Raw genomic sequence first — 19,288 nt, forward strand, 5'->3', positions numbered from 1 at the left:
TACGTCCGTGCCGTCGGCGTGGGCACTCTTCCCGCAGCAACGGAGGTGCCTGGATGAGCCTGGTCGCGCTCGCCACGCAAGTGGCGGACAAGGTGGCGGAGACGGCGCGCAGCGTGGACGTGATGCGGCGGGCGGGGCTCGTCCCGTTCCCCCGCGTCGACGAGGGCCTCCGGTCCCTGGTGGCGATCCGGAAGTTCGGGCCTTTCGCCGGCGCCAACCACATCTCGGCGCGCCGCGACCCGACGGCCGTCGGCCTCGTCGACGAGCTCGGCCCGCTCACCTACAAGCAGCTCGACGACCAGTCGAACGCGCTCGCCCGCGCCTGGTCGGAGCGCGGGATCCGGCCCGGCCAGGTCGTCGCCGCGCTGTGCCGCGACCACCGCGGCCTGGTCGTCACCATGGCCGCCGCGGGCAAGCTCGGCGTCCGGCTGCTGCTGATGAACACCGGCTTCGCGAAGCCGCAGCTGGCCGACGTCGCCAAGCGCGAAGGCGTCACCGCGATCGTCTACGACCAGGAGTTCACCGGCCTGCTCGACGCGATCCCCGCCGGCATCGACCGCTACCTCGCGTGGGTCGACGCGGACAGCGACCTGGCCGGCCGGGACGTGCCGGTGCTGAGCGAGATCATCGCCAGCACCGACGACCGGCCCTGGCCCGCGCCGGCCAAGCCGGGCGGTTTCGTGCTGCTGACCAGCGGCACCACCGGCACGCCGAAGGGCGCGCCGCGGCCGCACACCTCGGCGCTGGCGTCCGCCCAGTTCCTCGACCGGATCCCGATGCGCGCCAACGAAGCCACCTACATGGGCGCGCCGATCTTCCACGGCACCGGCCTGTCGCAGTTCATCCTGTCCTTCGCGCTCGGCTCGAAGGTGGTGCTGTGCCGCAAGTTCAACCCGGAGGAGGCGCTGCGCGGCGTCGCCGAGCACAAGTGCACCGCGCTCGTGCTGGTGCCGACCATGCTGCAGCGCATCGTCGACCTGCCGAAGGACGTCCTGGCGAAGTACGACACGTCGTCGCTGCGGATCATCTTCGTCGCGGGCTCGGCGCTGTCGCCGGACCTCGGCAACCGCGCGAACGAGGCGTTCGGCCCGGTCGTGCACAACCTCTACGGCTCGACCGAGGTCGCCGTGGCGACGGTCGCGACGCCGGAGGACTGGGCGAAGGCGCCGGGCACCGTCGGTCGCGCGCCGGTGGGCTGCAAGGTCGCGCTCTACGACCCGGACGGCGGCCGCATCACCGAGCCGCACGTCACCGGCCGGGTGTTCGTCGGCAGCGGGCTGAGCTTCGGCGGCTACACCGACGGCCGCCACAAGGAGATCATCGACGGCCTGCTGTCCAGCGGCGACGTCGGCCACTTCGACGAAGACGGCCTGCTGTTCATCGACGGCCGCGACGACGAAATGATCGTCTCGGGTGGTGAGAACGTGTTCCCGATCGAGGTGGAAAACCTCCTGGTGGAACGCGAAGACGTGCTCGAGGCGGCGGTGATCGGCGTCGAGGACCCGGAGTTCGGCCAGCGCCTCAAGGCGTTCGTCGTGCGCACGGAGGATTCGAAGCTGGACGCCGACGGCGTCCGCGACTACGTCAAGGCGAACCTGGCGCGCTACAAGGTGCCCCGCGACGTCGAGTTCCTGGCCGAGCTGCCCCGCAACGCGACCGGGAAGGTGTTGCGCACCAAACTTTCCTGACGCCGTTGCGCGGCGCCGCGTGAGCAGGGCGAACGAAGGGAACCCGGTCGGCTCAGTCCCAGTCGATGCCGAAGACGCCCGGCCCGAAGTCGAGCGCCACCGCGTGCACGCCGTCGCCGCCGTCCAGCTTGAGGGGGCGGCGGCCGCGGCTGCCGGTCGCGCCGTTGCGCGAATACTGCCAGCAGCGGCCCGGCGCCGTGCCCGGGGCGAACCGGACCTCCAGCAGGTACTCCCGGACCGGGCGGCGGAACTCGCGGTAGTAGGTGTTGCGGCACTCCGGGTACGGCGGCCCGCCGTTGGTCAGCGTGTACTCGATCAGGTGCGTCTCGCCGCGGTCGATCGGCCGGTCGAACACCAGCTCGGCGACGAGCAGCCCGTGCGCCTCGTCGGCTTCGGCGCGGCCGACGCGGCAGTTGCGCACCGCGTGCAGCTGCGGGGGCCCGGCCGCCGGGTCGTCCTGGGTGTAGACGAGCAGCCAGCGGTCCTGGCCGTCCGCGCCCGACTGGAACACCGCGCGCGCGGTGACCGAGCGCTGGCCGCCGTCCGCGGCGATTTCGCACAGGTCGTGCAGGCCGACCAGCTTCAGCGGGTGCTGGCGCTCGAGCGCGTCCGGCGCGCCGACCTTGTCCAGCAGCGGCTGCAGGACCTCGCGGGGGAACGTCATGGGCTCGCCGCCGGCGTGGCGCTTCCCGGCGCCGCCGCGCGGCCGGGGCGGCGGCAGCAGGCCGAGCAGCGACCCGGCGGGGACGTCGAGGATCTCTTCGAGCGTGCGTACGGCCGACAGCGAGCTCTGCCGCTCCGGCTGGCGCTTGCCGGACTGCCAGTAACTCAGGGCGGTGACGCTGACGACGACGCCGCGGGCGCGCAGCCGCGCCTGGATCCGGTCGAGGGAGAGCCCGCTGGTGGCGATGGCCGCGCGCAGCTGGGCCGCGAACGCCGTGCGCTCACCGTCCCGGCCGCCCGCCGTGCTGCCCGCCATTGCCGATCCGACCCGCCCCCGTGCGTCCCCCGACGATCCCCGACACGGTGCACGTTAGCAGGATTCGCGCGGTCGTCCGCGGCCGTCTTCGCGACGGTCGCGACACGCGTCCACTCGGGCGAACGGGCTAGTACTGGCAACTGTGAACCATTGCCCCGGCCTGGGCGGACGCGCTTTTATGACTTGCCTGCGCCGGTGGCCCCGCCTCCCCCTCACGGCCCACCCGGGCGCAGGCCGAGAAGCCGTGGACAACGGCTCCGGCTCACCCGGCCGCGTTGTGCGACCGGCCGGGGTGGCCGCGCGATGACCGGTGGCCCGGCGACGCCCCCAGCGCCGGGCCACCGGTCTTATTACTTCCGGGTAGCATCCCGGGCTATGACCCTCCGGAAGAACATCCTGATCACCGGCGCCAGCAGCGGGCTGGGCGAGGGCATGGCCCGGCAGTTCGCGGCGAAGGGGCGCAACCTGGCACTGTGCGCGCGGCGCACCGAACGCCTCGAGGCGCTCGCCAAGGAGCTCGAAGGAGCGCACCCCGGGATCAGGGTGGTCACCCGCACCCTCGACGTCACCGACCACGACCGCGTGTTCGCTGTCTTCGCGGAGTTCCGGGGCGAGCTGGGGTCCCTCGACCGGGTGATCGTGAACGCCGGGCTCGGGAAGGGGCAGCCGGTCGGCAAGGGCCGGTTCGACGCCAACTGCCAGACCCTCGAAGTCAACTTCGTCGCGGCCGCCGCCCAGGTCGAAGCCGCCGCCGAAATCTTCCGCGCGCAGGGCAGCGGGCACCTCGCCGTCGTCTCGTCGTTCAGCGCGCTGCGGGCCATGCCGGGCAACCTCACCGCGTACGCCGCCTCGAAGGCCGGGATCTCGGCGTTCGTCGAGGGCGCCCGCCTCGAGCTGAAGCGCAAGGGCATCACCGTCACCGACGTCCGGCCGGGCTACATCGAGTCCGAGATGAACGACCGGATCGGCCGCAACCCGTTGCTCGCCGGAGCCGAGACCGGGGCGCGGGCGCTGGTCAAGGCGATCGAGGCCGAGCCGCGCCGCGCCTACGTCCCGGCGTGGCCGTGGGTGCCGCTGTCGGCCGTGATGCGCGTGGTGCCGTCCGCGGTGCTGAGGAGGTTCGCGTGAGCACCATCGAAGTGCGGGAGGAAGACGCCTTCGACGTCGCCGCGGTGCACGCCTGGCTGGCCCCGCGGGTCGAGGGCCTCGGCGCCGAGCCGCCGCGCGTCCGGCAGTTCCCCGGCGGCGCGTCGAACCTGACGTACCTGCTGACCTACCCCGACCGCGAGCTGATCCTGCGCCGGCCGCCCGCCGGGCACAAGGCGGCGTCCGCGCACGACATGCGGCGCGAGTACCGCGTGCAGCACGCGCTCAAGCCGGTGTTCCCGTACGTGCCGCGGATGCTGGCGTTCGGCGACGACCCGGCCCTGCTCGGCGGCGACTTCTACGTCATGGAGAAGCTCGACGGCCTGATCCTGCGCGGCGACCTGCCCGCCGGGCTCGAGCTGACCCCGGAGCAGGCCCGCGAGCTGTCCGGCAAGGTCGTCGACCGGCTGGTGGACCTGCACGCCGTCGACGTCGAGGCGGCCGGGCTGGCCGACCTGGGCAAGGGCGCCGGCTACGTCGAACGGCAGATCCGCGGCTGGTCGGACCGGTACACCGCGGCGCGCACGGACAACGTCGGCGACTTCGCCGAGGTCCGCTCGTGGCTGGCTTCGAACCAGCCGCCCGAGGTGAAGATCTGCCTGATCCACAACGACTACCGGCTCGACAACCTGGTGCTCGACGGGCCCTCGACGTTGACCATCACCGGCGTCCTCGACTGGGAGATGGCCACGCTCGGCGACCCGCTGATGGAGCTGGGCAGCATGCTCGCCTACTGGGTGCAGGCCGATGACGACGACGTCATGAAGGCGAGCCGCCGCCAGCCGACGCACCTGCCCGGCATGTTCACGCGCGAGGAGTTCGTCGCGCGGTACGCCGAGAAGACCGGGCTGTCCGTGGGGGACTGGCGGTTCTACGAGGTCTACGGCCTGTTCCGGCTCGCCGCGGTGCTGCAGCAGCTGTACCGGCGCTACGCGGACGGCGCCACGCGCAACCCGGCGTTCAAGGACTTCTGGCAGTTCGTCGGGTACCTGGACTGGCGCTGCCGGGAGATCATCGCGAAGGGGAGGGGCTGAGTGGGCGCGATCTACCTCGTCCGGCACGGGCAGGCGTCGTTCGGCGCGGAGGACTACGACGCGCTTTCGCCGCGCGGTTTCGAACAGTCCACTGTGGTCGGTGCGGAACTGTTGCGGCGCAACGTGTCCTTCAGTCAGATCCGTTCGGGAACGCTGGCGCGGCAGCGGGACACCGCCGCGACGGCGCTGAAGGTGCTCGGCTCGGACGTCCCGGTGGTCGAGGACCCGCGCTGGAACGAGTACGACCACGTCGACATCGCCCGGCACCACGCCGGCGGCGCGCCGCAGGAGGATTCCCGCGCGTACCAGGGTGTTCTGGACGCGGCCCTGACGGCGTGGACCACGGCGGGCGAGGGCGGGCCGTGCGCCGAGACGTGGCCCGCGTTCCTCGCGCGCTGCCGCGGCGCGCTGGAAGACCTCGTGGCGTCGCTGGGAAAGGGGGAGCACGCGGTCGTGTTCACCTCCGGCGGCGTGATCGCGACGCTCTGCGGGCTCCTGATGGGGACGCCCGAAGCCGGGCTGCTCAAGCTCAACCGCGTCACGGTCAACGGCGGCATCACGAAGCTGGTGTCCGGGCGCGGCGGGGTCACGATGCTGTCGTTCAACGAACACCCGCACTTCGAAGCGGACGCGGCCCCGTTGCTCACCTACCGGTAGGAGACGTTCGATGCGGTTCGGCGAGGTCACGGTCATCCCGGTGAACGGGCACGGCCCCGAGGACGTCGTGGTCGACGGCGAGGGCCGGATCTACACCGGCGTCGACGACGGGCGGATCCTGCGCCTGTCGCCGGACGGCACCCGCATCGACGTCATCGCCGACACCGGTGGCCGCCCGTTGGGGTTGGAGCTCTACGGCGAGGACGAGCTGCTGATCTGCGACGCGCGGGCGGGCCTGCTGGTGGTGCCGCTGGCCGGCGGCACGCCCGCGGTGCTGGCGACCTCGGCGCTGGGGCTCGACTTCGTGTTCTGCAACAACGCGGCGGTGGCTTCGGACGGCACGGTGTACTTCACGGACTCGTCGCGCCGCTTCGGCATCGACAACTGGCGCGACGACCTGATCGAGCAGACCGCGGGCGGCCGCCTGCTGCGGCGTTCCCCGGACGGCTCGATCGACCTGCTGCTCGACGGCCTGCAGTTCGCGAACGGCGTCGCACTGGCCCCGGACGAGTCGTTCGTGGCGGTGGCGGAGACGGGTGCGTTCAGCGTGTCGAGGGTGTGGCCGGACGGCCGTTCCGACGTTCTGGTCGACGGGCTGTGGGGCTTCCCGGACAACATCTCGACGGGCACGGACGGCCTGATCTGGATCACCCAGGCCTCCCCGCGCGTGGCGGCGTTGGACGTGGTCCGCCGCCTGCCCGGCTTCGTGCGCGCCGGGGTCCGCGCACTGCCGACGTCGCTGCAGCCGAGCCCCGGGCGCGAGGTGGGCGTGCTGGGCGTGGCCCCGGACGGCACGGTGAAGCATGCGCTGCGCGGGGAGATCGACGGCTTCCACATGCTGGTGGGCGTCCGCGAGTGGCAGGGCAAGCTGTACTTCGGTTCGCTGGAGGAGAACGCGGTCGCCGTGACCTCTCCCTGAGGCATCAGGCCTTGACGCGCCGGAGCCGCGTCGCCATGCGCCGGAAAATCCGGCGGGCAAGACGCAAGACACGTTCGACGACCGTTCCGAGCCGGTCGAGCCGAGCACCCTCCCGCAGCCATCGGCGCCCGGCGGCGTCCACGAATTCGAACCTGCGGACCGCGCAGTCCTCGCGCGTCTCGAGCAGGACGATGGTTTCGCCGGGGCCCACGGCGTGCTCGTAGTGCGGTTTCTTTCCTCCGCCGTCGGTGTCCGCGCCGAACGTCTTGGACAATCGAAGAGCGGATGGGTTGCGATACCCGACCGTCCACCAGATTCGCAGACTCGTGCACGGCAGGTCGCTCGCGTTCTTGATCACGATGCGGTGCGGGTCTTGGTAGTCGCGGGATCGCTGGACCCAGGCCGCGACCTTGTTCGCCTGATCGCGAACCTTCTCCCGCCGGTCGCGTTGGATCACGGTGAGCGTCAGGACGAGTGCGAGCCCGCCGAAATAGGCCGGAACGCTGCCCCAGTCGACCATCGGACCAGGATATGCCGCGGCGCTTACGATGGGGTGATGCTGACCAACCTCCGGTTCGAATCGCGTCTTCCCACGCAGGACCTCGACCGCGCCCGTCGGTGGTACAGCGAGAAGCTGGGCCTCGAGCCGGCCGAGGAACGTGAAGGGGGCCTGCGGTACGAAGGCGCTTCGGGCGTCTTCTGCCTCTACACCTCGGCGGGTGCGTCGAACGGCACGTTCACCCAGGTGGCCTTCTACGTCGACGACCTCGACGCGACCGTGGCCGCGCTCGAGGAGCGTGGCGTGGTCTTCGAGGACGGCGGGATCGTCGAGATCCGCGGCAACTACCCGAGCAAGGGCACCGGTGAACGGGCGGCCTGGTTCCGCGACAGCGAAGGCAACCTCATCGGGCTCGGGGAAGTGGTCCGTTAACGGCCGGTCCAGCGGGGTTCGCGGCCGGCGGACCAGGCCGCGTAGAACTCCTTGTGGTCCTTGGCCGTCATCAGGAGGGCCTGGGTGATCGCCTCCAGCTCGATCGCGCTGCCCAGGTCCATGTCCAGCTCGCGGGTCAGGAGCACCTTCGTCGTCGCGTAGGCCAGGGCCGGGCCGTCCGCGAGGCGGCGGGCCAACGCCGACGCCGTCGAGGTCAGCGCGGAATCGGGCACCACCTGCGAAGCCAAGCCGATTTCCGACGCGCGCGCCGCGGAGACCTTGTCGCCCAGCAGCAGCAGTTCGGTCGCGCGGCCCAGGCCCACCAGGCGCGGCAGGAGATAAGCCGAGCCCATGTCCGCGCCCGCCAAGCCCACCTTCGTGAACAGGAACGCGAACTTCGCCGACTCCGCCAGCAACCGGAAGTCGCTCGCCAGCGCGATCACCGAGCCCGCGCCCGCCGCGACGCCGTTGACCGCCGCGATCACCGGCAGCGGGCACTCGCGCAGCGCCTTCACCACCGCGCCCGTCATGCGCGTGAACTCCAGCAGCTCCGCCGTCTCGAACTTCTGCAGCTCGCCGATGATCTCTTCGACGTCGCCGCCCGAACAGAACCCGCGGCCCTCCCCGGTGATCACCAGCACGCGGACGTCCTCGTGCTGCGGCAGCTCGGTGATCAGGTCACGCAGGTCGGCGTAGACGTCGAACGTCAGCGCGTTCAGCTTCTCGGGCCGGGTGAACGTCACCGTCGCGACGCCGTCGTCCACGGTGAAGCCGAAGTGCTCCCACTCCTTCGTCAGCGGTACGGTCGCGCGGAACGGGCTCATGACTGGATTCCTCCGCCGTCGAGTACGAGGGTCTGGCCGTTGATCGCGGCGGCTTCGGGCGCCGCCAGGAAGGCGACGGCGAACGCCACCTCGGAAGGTTCCAGGAGCCTGCCGAGCGGGGACGCCGCGGCCAGCGCCGCTTCCGCCTCGGAAGACGCCCGTCCGGTGCGCTCCCGGATCCGCGCCACCGAAGTCGCCGTCATGTCGGTGCGGACGAACGCCGGGCAGACCGCGTTCGCCGTGACGCCGGTGCCCGCCAGCTCCGCCGCGACCGCCCGCATGAGCCCGACCGCCGCGTGCTTGGACGCCGTGTACCCGGCCGTGTAGCGGTAGCCGGCGTGCGACGCCGTCGACGCCACCGTGACGATCCGGCCACGGTCCCGCGAGCGCATCCCCGGCAGCACCGCGCGGGTGCACAGGAACGCCCCGGTCGCGTTGACCTCGAACTGGCCGCGCCAGTCGTCGAGCGAGGTCTTGGCCGTCGGCGCGCTCGACGAGATCCCGGCGTTGTTCACCAGCACGTCGACCGGCCCGGCCGAGGCGAAATAGGCCGTGACGGCGTCTTCGTCGGTGACGTCGCATTCGGCGCGGCCCGGCGCGAGCACCGTGTCGCCGGCGGCGCGGAACCGCGCCGCGATCGCCGCGCCGATCCCGCGGGTCCCGCCGGTGACCACGACCAGGCGGCTCACGACCGGCCCGCCAGTGCGCGCCGGTCGAGCTTTCCGTTGGCGGTCCGGGGAAGTTCCGTCATGAACACCACTTCGCGGGGGTACTTGTGCTTGGCCAGGTGGGCTTTCGCATGCTCTTTGAGCTCCTCGGCGGTCACCGGGGCGCGCGTCACGACGTACGCGCGCGGCACGACCAGCCCGTCGACCTCCTGGCCGAGCACCGCGCAGTCCGTCACGGCGGGGTGCCCGAGCAGGCAGTCCTCGATCTCGCCGGGCGCGACGAACACGCCGCCGACCTTGAGCAGCGCGTCGGCCCGCCCGTGGTGGCGGAAGAAGCCCTCGTCACGGCTGAAGAGGTCGCCGGATGTCAGCGTGTCGCCGTCGAACGTCTTCGCGGACTTCTCCGGGTCGCCGTGGTACTCCAGCGCGATCGTCGGCCCGGTCACCCGCAGCGGCCCGATTTCCCCGTCCGGCAACGGGTTTCCGAGCTCGTCGACGACCTGCGCGTGGTAGCCGGGCACCTCGGTGCCGAGCGTGCCGATCCGCGCGGCGCCGGGCCGGTTCGACAGGTAGATGTGGTACGCCTCCGACGAGCCGATGCCGTCCACCACCGGCACGCCGAACGTCGCGTCCCACTTCCGGTGCAGCTCCGAAGGCAGCGCCTCGCCCGCGGACGTCGTCATGCGCAGGCAGCTCAGGTCCTGTGACGCCGCGGCCGGGTGCGCGACCATCGCGCTCATCATGGTCGGCACGTTGACCAGGACGGTCGGCCGGTGCTTCGCGATCAGCTCGAACATCAGGTCCGCGGTGCTGCGCTCGGGGAACGCGATCCCGGCGGCGCCGACGCCGAACGGGAACAGCGCCACAAGGTCGCGCGCGTACCCGAAGAACAGCTTGGGCACGGCGAGCACACGGTCGTCTTCGCGCAGTCGGAGCACCTGCGCGGCGTACCGTTCGAAGCTCTCTTTGGCGCTCCGCAACGGATGTACGCACGCCTTGGGCGCGCCGGTGCTGCCGGTGGTGAACTTCCAGATCCCGATTTCGTCCACAGTGGTCGGTGCGGCTTCGAGGGTGTCCGGCGCCGCGTCGAGCAATGTCCGGAATGGACGCTCACCCGGGAACAGTTCACCCTCGGGCACGCCGGTGACGAACAACCCGGTCGCGCCCGCCTCCCGGAGCGCAGGCAGTGTGACGGCGTCCGCGATCACCGCCACGGCCTCGGTGTAGCCGAGGTAGTACGCGTAGTCCTTGGGCTGCAGGAACGGGTAGACCTCGGCGGTGACGGCGCCGATCTTCTGCGCGCCGTACCAGGTCGCGACGAACTCGTCGCCGTCGCTCAGGGCCAGCAGCACCCGCTGTCCTTTTCGGACACCCGCGTCCAGCAGCACGTTGCCGACGCGGTTCGCCAGGGCCGCCAAATCCGCGTAGCTCACGGTCCGGTCACCGACGAAAAGGGCGGTTCGCGAGCCGCGGCCCTCGGCCACGTGCCGGTCGAGGAAGAACGTGGCGAGGTTGAACGGCTCACTCACGGGCCAGCTCCCGGATCGCTTCCACCAGCAGATCGGTCAGGGTCGAGAACGTCGCTTCGCCTTCGGCCGCGGTCGCTTCGGCGGGAGACCCGCAGTACGCCTCGGTCATCCCCATCTCGAGAAAACCGCCGTCCTCGGGCGCCGAGGCCAGGCTCACGGGCACGTGCGGCAACGTCCGCATCAGCCCCTGGTCGACCAGTTCCGGCCGGTCCGCGAGCACCAGCGACGTCTCGTACCGCCCGGCGTGGCACTCGCCGGACTTGAACTCCTCGGTCAGCCGCTGCGCGTGCCGCCGCCGGACCAGGTCGAGCAGCGCGACGCAGCCGTCGTAGGCGAAGTTCACCGTCTCGGCCGCGCGCCGGAGCGTGACCAGGTGCGCGGGCTCGAAGTGGTTGTTGACCAGCAGGATCCGGCGCAGGTGCTGGCCGATCAGCGCCGAGGAGATGTCGACGATCAGCGAGTGCAGGGTCTCCTCGCCGATGTGGACGCCGCCGGCGAACCCGGCCGCGAACCGCGTCACGCCGTAGGGCACTTCGGGCAGCACCAGCACGTGCACTTCGGAGTCGGCGGCCAAGCGAGCGGCCGCCCGCTCGCACATCCCGCGCGAGATCAGCGGGTCGGTGCCCAGCGGCGCGTGCGGGCCGTGCGGCTCGACCGCACCCAGCGGGAGCAGCAGCACGGGGACGCGCGGGCCGTCGGCCAACGACGCGACCTGCCGCGAGCTGAGGTCCGCGAAGTACGTCACGCAATTCACGCTACACCGCAGCGGCCTGAGGTGTATAGAGTTGCGTTCATGCCCGGAGACGCCTTCGACGCCAGCCCTCAGGAGCTGGTCGTGACGTTGCTGGGCAGCTACGTGCACCCCCGCGAGACGCGCCGGGTGTGGTCGGGCGGCCTGGTCGCGGTGCTCGCCGAGCTGGGCTTCTCCGACGGCGCGGCCCGGATCGCGCTCACCCGGCTGGTGCGCCGCGGCCTGCTCCAGCGCCACCGCGAAGGCCGCACGGTGCACTACTCGCTGACCCGGCGGACCGTCGCCCTGCTGGCCGACGGCGACCACCGGATCTTCTCCCTCGGCCGCCGCGAGCGCGCCGCGGGCGAGTGGACGGTGCTCTGGCAGAGCATCCCGGAGAGCCGCCGCCAGGCCCGCGAACGGCTGGTGCGGCGGCTGCGGTTCCTCGGCTTCGGGCCCTACCAGGACGGCACCTGGATCGCCCCGCACGACCGCGAGGCCGAGGTCGTCGCCCTGCTCGCCGAGCTGGACGTCACCGAGCACGCCGGCCTGCTGCTCGGGCGGCCCTCGGCGGCGCTGGACGTCCGCCGGTTCGCCGGCCGGGCCTGGGACCTCGACGACCTGGCCGCGCGCTACACCGCGTTCGTCGGCCAGTTCGGCGGGTCCGCGGTGAAGGACGTCTCGGACGCCGAAGCCTTCGACGTCCGGACCCGGCTGGTGCACACGTTCCGGGCGTTCCCGGCACTGGACCCGGAACTGCCCGTCGACCTGGTCCCCGCGCCGGGTGACCGGGCGGCCGCGGTCGAGCTGTTCCACGATCTGTACACCGCGCTCGCGAAACCCGCGCAGCGCCACTTCGACGAGGTGACCCAGGGATGAGCGACATCGACGCCCAGACGCAGGAAGCGTTGAGCTACACCTCGTACCTCGCGCTCGACGAGGTGCTGACCGCCCAGCGCCCGCGGTCGGACGAGCACGACGAGCTGCTGTTCATCGTCATCCACCAGGTGTACGAGCTGTGGTTCAAGCAGATCCTGCACGAAGCCGCGTTCCTCCAGCAGAACCTGGAGAAGGGCAACACGGCGCACTCGATCCGCATCCTGCGGCGGATCCTGACGATCCTCAAGGTCGCCGTCGCGCAGATCGACGTGCTGGAAACCATGACCCCCAGCCAGTTCACGAGCTTCCGCGCCCGTTTGGACGCTTCGAGCGGCTTCCAGTCGGCGCAGTTCCGCGAGCTGGAGGCCGTGCTCGGGCGCCGTGACGGGCGGGTCTTCGCGCACTACCCCGAGGGCGGCGATCAGCGGAAACGCATTGCCGAAGCGATGGCGCGGCCGTCGTTGTTCGACTCTTTTCTCGCCTATCTCAAGGCTTCTGGTTACCCGGTGGGGTGTGACCGAGACGTCACTCGACCGGTGGAGCCGTCTTCGGCCCTGCAAGCGATATTGCTGGACGTGTACAGCGACGACGGCGGACCGTCGGTCGTCGCGGAATGTCTGGTGGATCTCGACGAAGGGATGCAGGAGTGGCGCTACCGGCACGTGAAGATGGTCGAACGCACCATCGGCGACAAGACCGGGACGGGAGGATCATCCGGCGCGACCTACCTGCGTACCACGTTGTTCCAGCCGATGTTCCCGGATCTCTGGGCCGTACGGAGCCGACTGTGACCACTTTGGACGAACTGCGCGCCGACGACAACGCGCTCGCCCCGCACTACTCCCGGTTCGGGGTCGCCGAACGCCTGCTGCTGTCCGGGCATTCGCACCAGGCGTGGCCGGACGTCGCGGAGGACGGGCTGCGGGAGTCGTTCGCGGACGCCGCCCGGGACGTCGACGAGAAGTGGGAGCGCGCCTTCGCGAAGGCCGACGAGCTGCGCGCCGGGTTCCGGGTGCTGCTCGGCGACCCGCACGGCGAGTACGCGCTCGGCGGCAGCACGCACGACCTGGTGCTGCGGTTCCTCTCGGCGATGGAGCTGCCGCGAAGACCGCGCCTGGTCACCACCGACGGCGAGTTCCACACCCTGCGCCGCCAGCTCGCCCGCCTCGAGGAGGAGGGCGTCGAGGTCGTGCGCGTGCCGCTCGACCCGGTGACGACGCTCGCCGAGCGCGTCGCGGGCGAGGTGAACGACGACACCGCGGCGGTGCTCGTGTCGGCCGTGCTGTTCGAGACGTCGCGGCTGGTGCCGGGGCTCGCGCACCTGGCCGACTCGTGCCGCGGCCGCTCGATCGAGCTCGTCGTCGACGCCTACCACGCGCTCGGCGTGGTGCCGTTCCCGCTGCACGACCTCGGGCTGACCAACGCCTGGGTGCTCGGCGGCGGCTACAAGTACCTGCAGCTGGGCGAGGGCAACTGCTTCCTGCGGCTGCCCGCGCACGCCCAGGAGCTGCGGCCGGTGATCACCGGCTGGTACGCCGAATTCGGCGCGCTGGCCGACGCGCGTCACCCCGGCGCGGTCCCGTACGCGACCGGCGGCGACCGGTTCGCCGGCGCGACCTACGACCCGGCCAGCCACTACCGCGGCGTCCGGGTGCAGCGGTTCTTCGCCGAGCAAGGCCTCACGCCGGAGTTCCTGCGCGAGGTCTCGCAGCACCAGGTCGGCCTGCTCGCGGCGGTCTTCGACGAGCTGGCACTGCCCGAGGACGTCGTCACGCGCGACCGCTCGGTGCCCCTGGACCGGCTCGGCGGGTTCCTCTCGCTGCGCTGCGCCGACGCCGCCGGGTTGCAGGCCGGGCTCGCCGAGCACGGCGTCCGCACCGACAGCCGCGGCCCGTACCTGCGCTTCGGCCCGGCGCCGTACCTCTCGGACACGCAGCTCGAGACGGCGATGAACACCCTCGGCACGGTGGCCCGGGGCTGATTACCGGTCCGTATCGCGGGACCTCCACTGGTCCGGCGAACGGCGGCGATCTAGGTTGGTGCCGGGCCCCCGGGCGGACGACCTCCGCGCGGGTACCCGACCACCCCGTGAAGCGCGTCCCGGCCACGAACCGGGCGCGGATGACAAAGGAGTCACCACCGTGACCGAAGGAGTGTTCGCCCGGGGCACCGGGCACGAACAGGTCGTGTACTGCCACGACCAGGCCAGTGGCCTGAAGGCCATCATCGGCATCTACTCCACCGCGCTCGGACCCGCTTTGGGCGGGACGCGCTTCCACCCCTACGCCACCGAAGCGGACGCGCTCGACGACGTGCTCGCGCTGTCCAAGGGCATGGCGTACAAGAACGCGCTGGCCGGGCTCGACCTCGGCGGCGGCAAGGCCGTCATCATCGGCGACCCGAAGACGCTCAAGTCCGAAGCGCTGCTGCGCGCGTACGGGCGCTTCGTGCAGTCCCTGGGCGGCCGCTACATCACGGCGTGCGACGTCGGCACGTTCGTGCAGGACATGGACGTCGTGGCCCGCGAGTGCCGCTACGTCACCGGCCGCTCGCCCGAGGACGGCGGCGCCGGCGACTCGTCCGTGCTCACCGCGTTCGGCGTCTTCCAGGGCATGCGGGCCTCGGCCGAGCACGTCTTCGGCAGCCCGGACCTGGCCGGCAAGCGCGTCGGCGTGGCCGGCGTCGGCAAGGTCGGGCACATCCTCGTCGGCCACCTCGTGGAGGCCGGTGCCCAGGTGACGATCACCGACGTCCACGCCCCGGCGATCGAGCGGACCCGCGCGATCTACCCGAACGTCCAGGTCGCGCCCGACGCGGACACCCTGCTGCGCACCGAACTCGACGTCTTCGCGCCCTGCGCCCTGGGCGGCGCGCTGAACGACGAGACCGTGCCGGTGCTCGGCGCCCGGATCGTCTGCGGCGCGGCGAACAACCAGCTCGCGCACGCCGGCGTCGACAAGCAGCTCGCCGACCGCGGCGTGCTGTACGCGCCGGACTACCTGGTCAACGCCGGTGGCGTGATCCAGGTCGACGACGAGCGGCACGGCTTCGACTTCGAGCGCGCGAAGCGCAAGACGACGGCCATCTTCGACACGACGAAGGCCGTCTTCGCGCTGGCCGACACCGAGGGCGTGCCCCCGGCGACGGCGGCAGACCGGCTCGCGGAGCGGCGGATGGCGGAGATCGGGCGGCTGCGGTCCATCATGACCGTGTGAGTCTTTCTCTCTTCTTCGAAGCGGTGGGCGTGCGGGGTTTCCTGCACGCCCGCCGTCTCGGTTCCCCCGACTGCGTGGGGGTCGGCGCCGACGCCCCGGTCGTGCTGGCGTCCGTGGTGAAGGTGGCGCTGGCGTACGAGTTCGCCCGCCAGGTGGCGTTGGGGCAGCTCGACCCTTCCGATCGCGTGCACGCCTCCGCGGCCGATCGCCTGGGCGGCAGCGGCTCGGCGGGCTTCGCCGACGACGTTTCCTACAGCCTGCGGGACGCGGCGCTGCTGGCTCTGTCGGTCTCGGACAACACGGCCGCGGACCTGCTGTTCGACCGGGTGGGCGTGGAGAACGTCCGGTCGTTGCTGGCCGAGCTGGGCCTGACGCGGACTTCCGTGATCGGCCCGCCGCGGGACCTGATCCGGACGATCATGGCGGACACTGCGGCGGGCCGTCCCCTGCGGGCGTTGGATCCGCTGCGGACTTCGTCGACCACACCGCGCGAGATGACCTCGTTGTTGTCGGCGATCTGGGCCGACCCCGGACCCGGCGCCCAGGTGCTCGCGTGGATGGCTGCTCAGGTCAGCTGGCACCGGTTGACCGCGGGCTTCCCGCCGGAGGTCGCCGTCGCGGCCAAAACCGGGACGATGCCCGGGATCCGCAACGAAATCGGCGTCGCGACCTACCCGGACGGCACGGCGTACGCGATCGCGGTCTTCACGGCCGGCGGGGCGGAAACGTTGCGGCGCCCGGACATCGACCGCGCGATCGGCGACGCGGCCCGCGCGGCGGTGGATCAGCTGCGCTCGTAGAAGACGTCCCACGGTCGTGCGCCGCCCGGGTCCGGCGGGACCAGCCGGGACACGCCGTCGTCGCGGAGGACTTCCGCGGCGATCTCCGCCAGCTTCTCCGCCTGCGGGCGCGGGCTCGACGACGGCCAGGCGAACGCCGTCCGGGCGCGCAGTACCTCGCCTTCGAGGGGCCGCCAGACCACGCGGGGTTCCTTGCGCGCGTGCGCCTCGAACGCCACGCCGTGGCCGGCCAGCACCAGGCCGAGCACGAACTCCGGGTTGCGCGCGTGCCGAACCGCCGCCGGGCGGAAGCCGTGGTCCCAGCAGGTGCGCAGCAGCGCGTCGTAGCTTCCCGGCGCGGCGGCGCGCGGGGAGTGGACCAGGCCTTCGCCCGCCAGGTCGGCGAGGGACAGTGACGGCCGGCGTGCCAGCGGCGAGTCGCGGGGGAGGACCACGCCCAGCGGCGTGTCGATCGCGGGCCCGAGATCCAGGCCCACGACGTCCACCGGCAGCTGCAGCAGCCCGGCGTCCAGCGCGCGGTCGGCCAGCAGCCGGGCCTGCTCGGCGGTGGTCAGCTCCTGCAGGTCGAGCCGGACGGCGGGAACCGCCTCGGCGAACTTCGTCAGGATCGCGGCCAGCACCCGGCCGGGCAGGTCCGGCGGCACGCCCGCGCGCAGGGCGGCCGGCTCGCCGCGCTCGGCCTTCGCGACCAGCGCGGTCATGCGGTCCCAGCGGGAAAGCAGGTCGCGGGCTTCCGCACGCAGCACCTCGCCGGCTTCGGTGAGCGTGACGCGCCTGCCGCGGTCGAAGAGGGTCGCGCCCAGCTCGGCTTCGAGCCGCTTCACGCGCTGGCTCAACGGCGGCTGCGCGATCCCGAGCCGCTCGGCCGCGCGGCCGAAGTGCAGTTCCTCGGCCACGACCAGGAAGTACCGGAGCGAACGGAGGTGGTCCACGCAGCGACGATAGCCGACCGCATATCGACATGCCGACGACTCGATCTTGGACAGCCGCCCGCGGGCCGTGGTCGGGTGGCGCCATGGACACAGGAATCAGCAGACGGGGGCTCTTCGGCGCGGGCGCGGCCGCGGCGGCGATCCTGTCGGGCGCCCCGGCGGCCGCCGCGGCGAGCACGTCGACGATGACCTTGCGGTGGTGGGGGAACAACGGCTGGGAGATCCGCGCCGGCGGCAAGACGATCCTGGTCGACCCGTGGCTGACGCGCTTCAGGACCGGGACGTACACCCCGGCGGGCGCGGACCCGCGCACCCCGCTCTCGGTGAACAAGGCCCTGATCGACGGTTACCTCGACCGCGGTGAGCTGCGCGCGGACCACATCCTGGTGACGCACGGCCACTACGACCACCTCACGGACGTCCCCTACCTGGCGCAACGCACCGGCGCGACGGTCATCGGCACCGAGACCCATTTGAGTCTCATGGCGGCGCTGGGCGCGCCGGAAGACCAGCTGTCGATCGCGAGCGGCGGCGAGGACCTGACGTTCGACGGCTACGCGATCCGGGTCCTGCGATCCCTGCACTCGGCGACGGGCGACCGGGCGCGGGTGCCGTTCCCGGGCTCGCGCCCGCTGTCCCGCCGCGACCGCCCGCGCGTCATCGAGGACCTCGTGGAGGGCGGCACGCTGGCCTACGTCGTGAGCGGTGGCGGGGCGAGCGTGCTGAACCTGGGCGGCTCGAACTACGTCGAGTCCGAGCTGGCGGGCCTGCGTCCGGACGTGGTCTGCGTCCCGGCGGGCGGCGCGAAGGTGACGCGGTACGTGCCCCGGCTTTTGGGCGCCCTGGGGACCCCGCGCTACGTGGCGGCAACCCACTGGGACGACTTCGACCTGCCGCTGGGCCAGGTGAAGGACGCGGGCGGCCTGGAGCCCTTGCGCAAGGCCGTCGCCGCGGCCGCGCCGGGGAGCGAGTTCGTGGTCCTGGACCACCTGGGGTCGTTCGTGCCGTGAGCACGACGAAGGCCCCCACCGCGAGCGGTGGGGGCCTTCGGGAAACCTCAGCCGGACTTGCGGCGGAAGGTCCGCTTGTTGGCCGCGGGGCCGTGGGCGTGCTGGTTCTTGCCGCCGCCGCTCTCGTGCGACGCGCCGGAGCGGGCGTGGGCCTGCTTGCGCTCGAGCGCCTCGCGGAACTTGCGCTTGACGTCGTCCTCCTCGCCGCTGGGCGACGGATTGGGTTCACTCATGCTTACCTCCGGAAGTGACGACGTGTGACCACTCCAGCCTGGCACCGGACCCCCCGCTTGGCGAGTCGATTTCGCCACACCGTCAGCGTTTGGGCGACGGCACTCCGCCGAACTGCACGGACTGGCGCGTCAGCGGCCGGCCGCAGTGGTCGCACAGCAGCATCGGCTGCAGCCGGTTGCCGCACTCGACGTGGTTCAGCGTGATGTCCGGCTCCTGGCCGACCACCTCGAAGCCGCGGGACCACTCGGCGATGAAGGCCAGCGCGGGGAAGAACGCCAGGCCCTTCGCGGTGAGGCGGTAGTCGCGGGCGTCGGTGCGGGTCTTGGCCGTGCCCGTCCGCAGGACACCGACCTCGACCAGCTTGCTCAGCCGGCCGGAGAGCACGCTCGGCCCGATGCCCATCTCCCGTTCGAACTCGGAGAAGTGGCGGCAGCCGAGCAGCGCCGACACCAGGAGCCCCGTCGACCAGCGGTCGCCCAGCAGCTCCATGGTGTCGGGGAAGAACATCAGGGGGTCGCCGGCCAGGGTCTCGGCGTCCTTGCGGCGGAAGCGCTTGGACGCCGTCGCGGCGGCGACGCCGGTGCTGTCGAGGCGCTCGGCCCGCACGTCGCGGGCGTCGACCCGGCGGCCGCAGGCGGCGCAGCCGAGGGGTGCTGATGTAGCCAGCTCACAGTCGAGGTGGATCAGCGTCGGCAGCACCTCGCGGCGGCCTTCGACCCACTCGCGCTCCCAGGCCCAGATCGAAATCAGCAGCGGCCACAGCTCCAGGCCGCGCTCGGTGAGCCGGTACTCGTGCCGTGTGCGCCGCGCGTCGCGGTACGGGACGCGCGTGAGCATGCCCGCGTCCACCATGTCCCGCAGGCGTCCCGACAACGCCGTGGGCGAGATGCCCAGTCGCAGCCGCAGCTCTTCGTAGCGTCTGAACCGCAGGAACAGGCTCTGCAGGATCAGCAAGGTCCACTGGTCGCCGACCAGCTCCAGGGCTCTCCGAAGCGGATCGCCCGCCGGTCGAATCCGCTGTGCAGTCGCCTCGACCACGTCACTCCCCCTCGTTGCATCGCCGTCTCAGGGTAGCACCTGACTACAGCAAAAGAAGCCTATTGACAGCTGGGT

General features: G+C 71.8%; 21 protein-coding genes. 12 read left to right on the forward strand and 9 right to left on the reverse strand.

The window, feature by feature from the left end; translation table 11 throughout:
- Positions 1-53 precede the first annotated feature (53 nt).
- On the forward strand, positions 54-1,688 hold the full coding sequence (locus ACYVLJ_RS44985; RefSeq protein WP_460443306.1) for an acyl-CoA synthetase: 1,635 nt from the start codon (positions 54-56) through the stop codon (positions 1,686-1,688).
- A gap of 52 nt (positions 1,689-1,740) precedes the next feature.
- Here the strand turns inward: ACYVLJ_RS44985 and ACYVLJ_RS44990 are convergent, their stop codons facing one another.
- Complete coding sequence (locus ACYVLJ_RS44990; protein ID WP_460443307.1) at positions 1,741-2,667, reverse strand: hypothetical protein; 927 nt, start codon at positions 2,665-2,667, stop codon at positions 1,741-1,743.
- A 375-nt stretch (positions 2,668-3,042) separates the two neighbouring features.
- On the opposite strand from ACYVLJ_RS44990, the gene ACYVLJ_RS44995 reads away from it, so the two are divergent.
- From ACYVLJ_RS44995 to ACYVLJ_RS45010, 4 genes are read left to right on the forward strand one after another with little or no spacing between them, the layout of a single operon-like run.
- The gene (locus ACYVLJ_RS44995; protein ID WP_460443308.1) at positions 3,043-3,795 is read left to right on the forward strand and encodes an SDR family oxidoreductase; all 753 of its coding nucleotides are present in this window, start codon (positions 3,043-3,045) and stop codon (positions 3,793-3,795) included.
- Positions 3,792-4,847 (forward strand): phosphotransferase family protein, encoded by a 1,056-nt coding sequence (locus ACYVLJ_RS45000; protein WP_460443309.1) that lies wholly within the window; start codon positions 3,792-3,794, stop codon positions 4,845-4,847. Before ACYVLJ_RS44995 ends, ACYVLJ_RS45000 begins: the two co-directional genes overlap by 4 nt.
- On the forward strand, positions 4,848-5,504 hold the full coding sequence (locus ACYVLJ_RS45005; protein WP_460443310.1) for a histidine phosphatase family protein: 657 nt from the start codon (positions 4,848-4,850) through the stop codon (positions 5,502-5,504).
- Positions 5,505-5,514: 10 nt separating this feature from the next.
- Positions 5,515-6,423, forward strand: coding sequence for an SMP-30/gluconolactonase/LRE family protein (locus tag ACYVLJ_RS45010; protein ID WP_460443311.1), 909 nt, complete (start codon positions 5,515-5,517; stop codon positions 6,421-6,423).
- Between the two features lie 4 nt (positions 6,424-6,427).
- On the opposite strand, the gene ACYVLJ_RS45015 is transcribed toward ACYVLJ_RS45010, so the two are convergent.
- Positions 6,428-6,943 carry a hypothetical protein gene (locus ACYVLJ_RS45015; RefSeq protein ID WP_460443312.1) on the reverse strand — a complete coding sequence of 172 codons (516 nt, stop codon included), beginning with the start codon at positions 6,941-6,943 and terminating at the stop codon, positions 6,428-6,430.
- Between the two features lie 36 nt (positions 6,944-6,979).
- Here ACYVLJ_RS45015 and ACYVLJ_RS45020 point away from each other — a divergent pair, with 36 nt between their 5' ends.
- The gene (locus tag ACYVLJ_RS45020) at positions 6,980-7,354 is read left to right on the forward strand and encodes a VOC family protein (RefSeq protein ID WP_460443313.1); all 375 of its coding nucleotides are present in this window, start codon (positions 6,980-6,982) and stop codon (positions 7,352-7,354) included.
- Here ACYVLJ_RS45020 and ACYVLJ_RS45025 read toward each other — a convergent pair.
- Genes ACYVLJ_RS45025 through ACYVLJ_RS45040 form a run of 4 tightly spaced genes read right to left on the reverse strand, consistent with a single transcriptional unit; the run spans position 7,351 to position 11,120 of the window.
- Complete coding sequence (locus ACYVLJ_RS45025; RefSeq protein WP_460443314.1) at positions 7,351-8,178, reverse strand: enoyl-CoA hydratase family protein; 828 nt, start codon at positions 8,176-8,178, stop codon at positions 7,351-7,353. The genes ACYVLJ_RS45020 and ACYVLJ_RS45025 overlap by 4 nt on opposite strands.
- Positions 8,175-8,867 (reverse strand): SDR family NAD(P)-dependent oxidoreductase, encoded by a 693-nt coding sequence (locus tag ACYVLJ_RS45030; RefSeq protein WP_460443315.1) that lies wholly within the window; start codon positions 8,865-8,867, stop codon positions 8,175-8,177. The genes ACYVLJ_RS45025 and ACYVLJ_RS45030 overlap by 4 nt, the downstream gene beginning before the upstream one ends.
- The gene (locus tag ACYVLJ_RS45035; RefSeq protein ID WP_460443316.1) at positions 8,864-10,375 is read right to left on the reverse strand and encodes an acyl-CoA synthetase family protein; all 1,512 of its coding nucleotides are present in this window, start codon (positions 10,373-10,375) and stop codon (positions 8,864-8,866) included. Before ACYVLJ_RS45035 ends, ACYVLJ_RS45030 begins: the two co-directional genes overlap by 4 nt.
- A complete protein-coding gene (locus ACYVLJ_RS45040; protein WP_460443317.1) occupies positions 10,368-11,120 on the reverse strand; it encodes a creatininase family protein in 753 nt (250 codons plus the stop codon). Before ACYVLJ_RS45040 ends, ACYVLJ_RS45035 begins: the two co-directional genes overlap by 8 nt.
- 48 nt (positions 11,121-11,168) lie before the next feature.
- Between ACYVLJ_RS45040 and ACYVLJ_RS45045 the strand changes: the two genes are divergently transcribed.
- The 5 genes from ACYVLJ_RS45045 (at position 11,169) to ACYVLJ_RS45065 (ending at position 15,999) form a co-directional block, all read left to right on the forward strand.
- Entirely contained in the window at positions 11,169-11,984 is an 816-nt protein-coding gene (locus tag ACYVLJ_RS45045; protein ID WP_460443318.1) for a PaaX family transcriptional regulator, read from the forward strand.
- Complete coding sequence (locus ACYVLJ_RS45050; RefSeq protein WP_460443319.1) at positions 11,981-12,775, forward strand: tryptophan 2,3-dioxygenase; 795 nt, start codon at positions 11,981-11,983, stop codon at positions 12,773-12,775. Before ACYVLJ_RS45045 ends, ACYVLJ_RS45050 begins: the two co-directional genes overlap by 4 nt.
- Positions 12,772-13,965, forward strand: a complete 1,194-nt coding sequence (locus ACYVLJ_RS45055; protein ID WP_460443320.1) for a kynureninase — start codon at positions 12,772-12,774, stop codon at positions 13,963-13,965. The genes ACYVLJ_RS45050 and ACYVLJ_RS45055 overlap by 4 nt, the downstream gene beginning before the upstream one ends.
- Before the next feature lie 160 nt (positions 13,966-14,125).
- Positions 14,126-15,199, forward strand: coding sequence for a Glu/Leu/Phe/Val dehydrogenase dimerization domain-containing protein (locus ACYVLJ_RS45060; protein WP_460443321.1), 1,074 nt, complete (start codon positions 14,126-14,128; stop codon positions 15,197-15,199).
- Entirely contained in the window at positions 15,196-15,999 is an 804-nt protein-coding gene (locus ACYVLJ_RS45065) for a serine hydrolase (protein WP_460443322.1), read from the forward strand. Before ACYVLJ_RS45060 ends, ACYVLJ_RS45065 begins: the two co-directional genes overlap by 4 nt.
- On the opposite strand, the gene ACYVLJ_RS45070 is transcribed toward ACYVLJ_RS45065, so the two are convergent.
- Positions 15,984-16,931, reverse strand: coding sequence for a type 2 periplasmic-binding domain-containing protein (locus ACYVLJ_RS45070; protein WP_460443323.1), 948 nt, complete (start codon positions 16,929-16,931; stop codon positions 15,984-15,986). The two genes, ACYVLJ_RS45065 and ACYVLJ_RS45070, sit on opposite strands and share 16 nt — an antisense overlap.
- An 83-nt stretch (positions 16,932-17,014) precedes the next feature.
- Here ACYVLJ_RS45070 and ACYVLJ_RS45075 point away from each other — a divergent pair, with 83 nt between their 5' ends.
- Positions 17,015-17,941, forward strand: a complete 927-nt coding sequence (locus tag ACYVLJ_RS45075; protein WP_460443324.1) for an MBL fold metallo-hydrolase — start codon at positions 17,015-17,017, stop codon at positions 17,939-17,941.
- 47 nt (positions 17,942-17,988) lie between these two features.
- On the opposite strand, the gene ACYVLJ_RS45080 is transcribed toward ACYVLJ_RS45075, so the two are convergent.
- Together ACYVLJ_RS45080 and ACYVLJ_RS45085 are read right to left on the reverse strand one after the other, a co-directional pair.
- Positions 17,989-18,174, reverse strand: coding sequence for a DUF5302 domain-containing protein (locus ACYVLJ_RS45080; protein ID WP_451986708.1), 186 nt, complete (start codon positions 18,172-18,174; stop codon positions 17,989-17,991).
- A gap of 82 nt (positions 18,175-18,256) precedes the next feature.
- Entirely contained in the window at positions 18,257-19,213 is a 957-nt protein-coding gene (locus ACYVLJ_RS45085; protein ID WP_460443325.1) for a winged helix-turn-helix transcriptional regulator, read from the reverse strand.
- Positions 19,214-19,288: the final 75 nt, after the last annotated feature.

The sequence above is a fragment of the Amycolatopsis stemonae genome, from assembly GCF_054781455.1.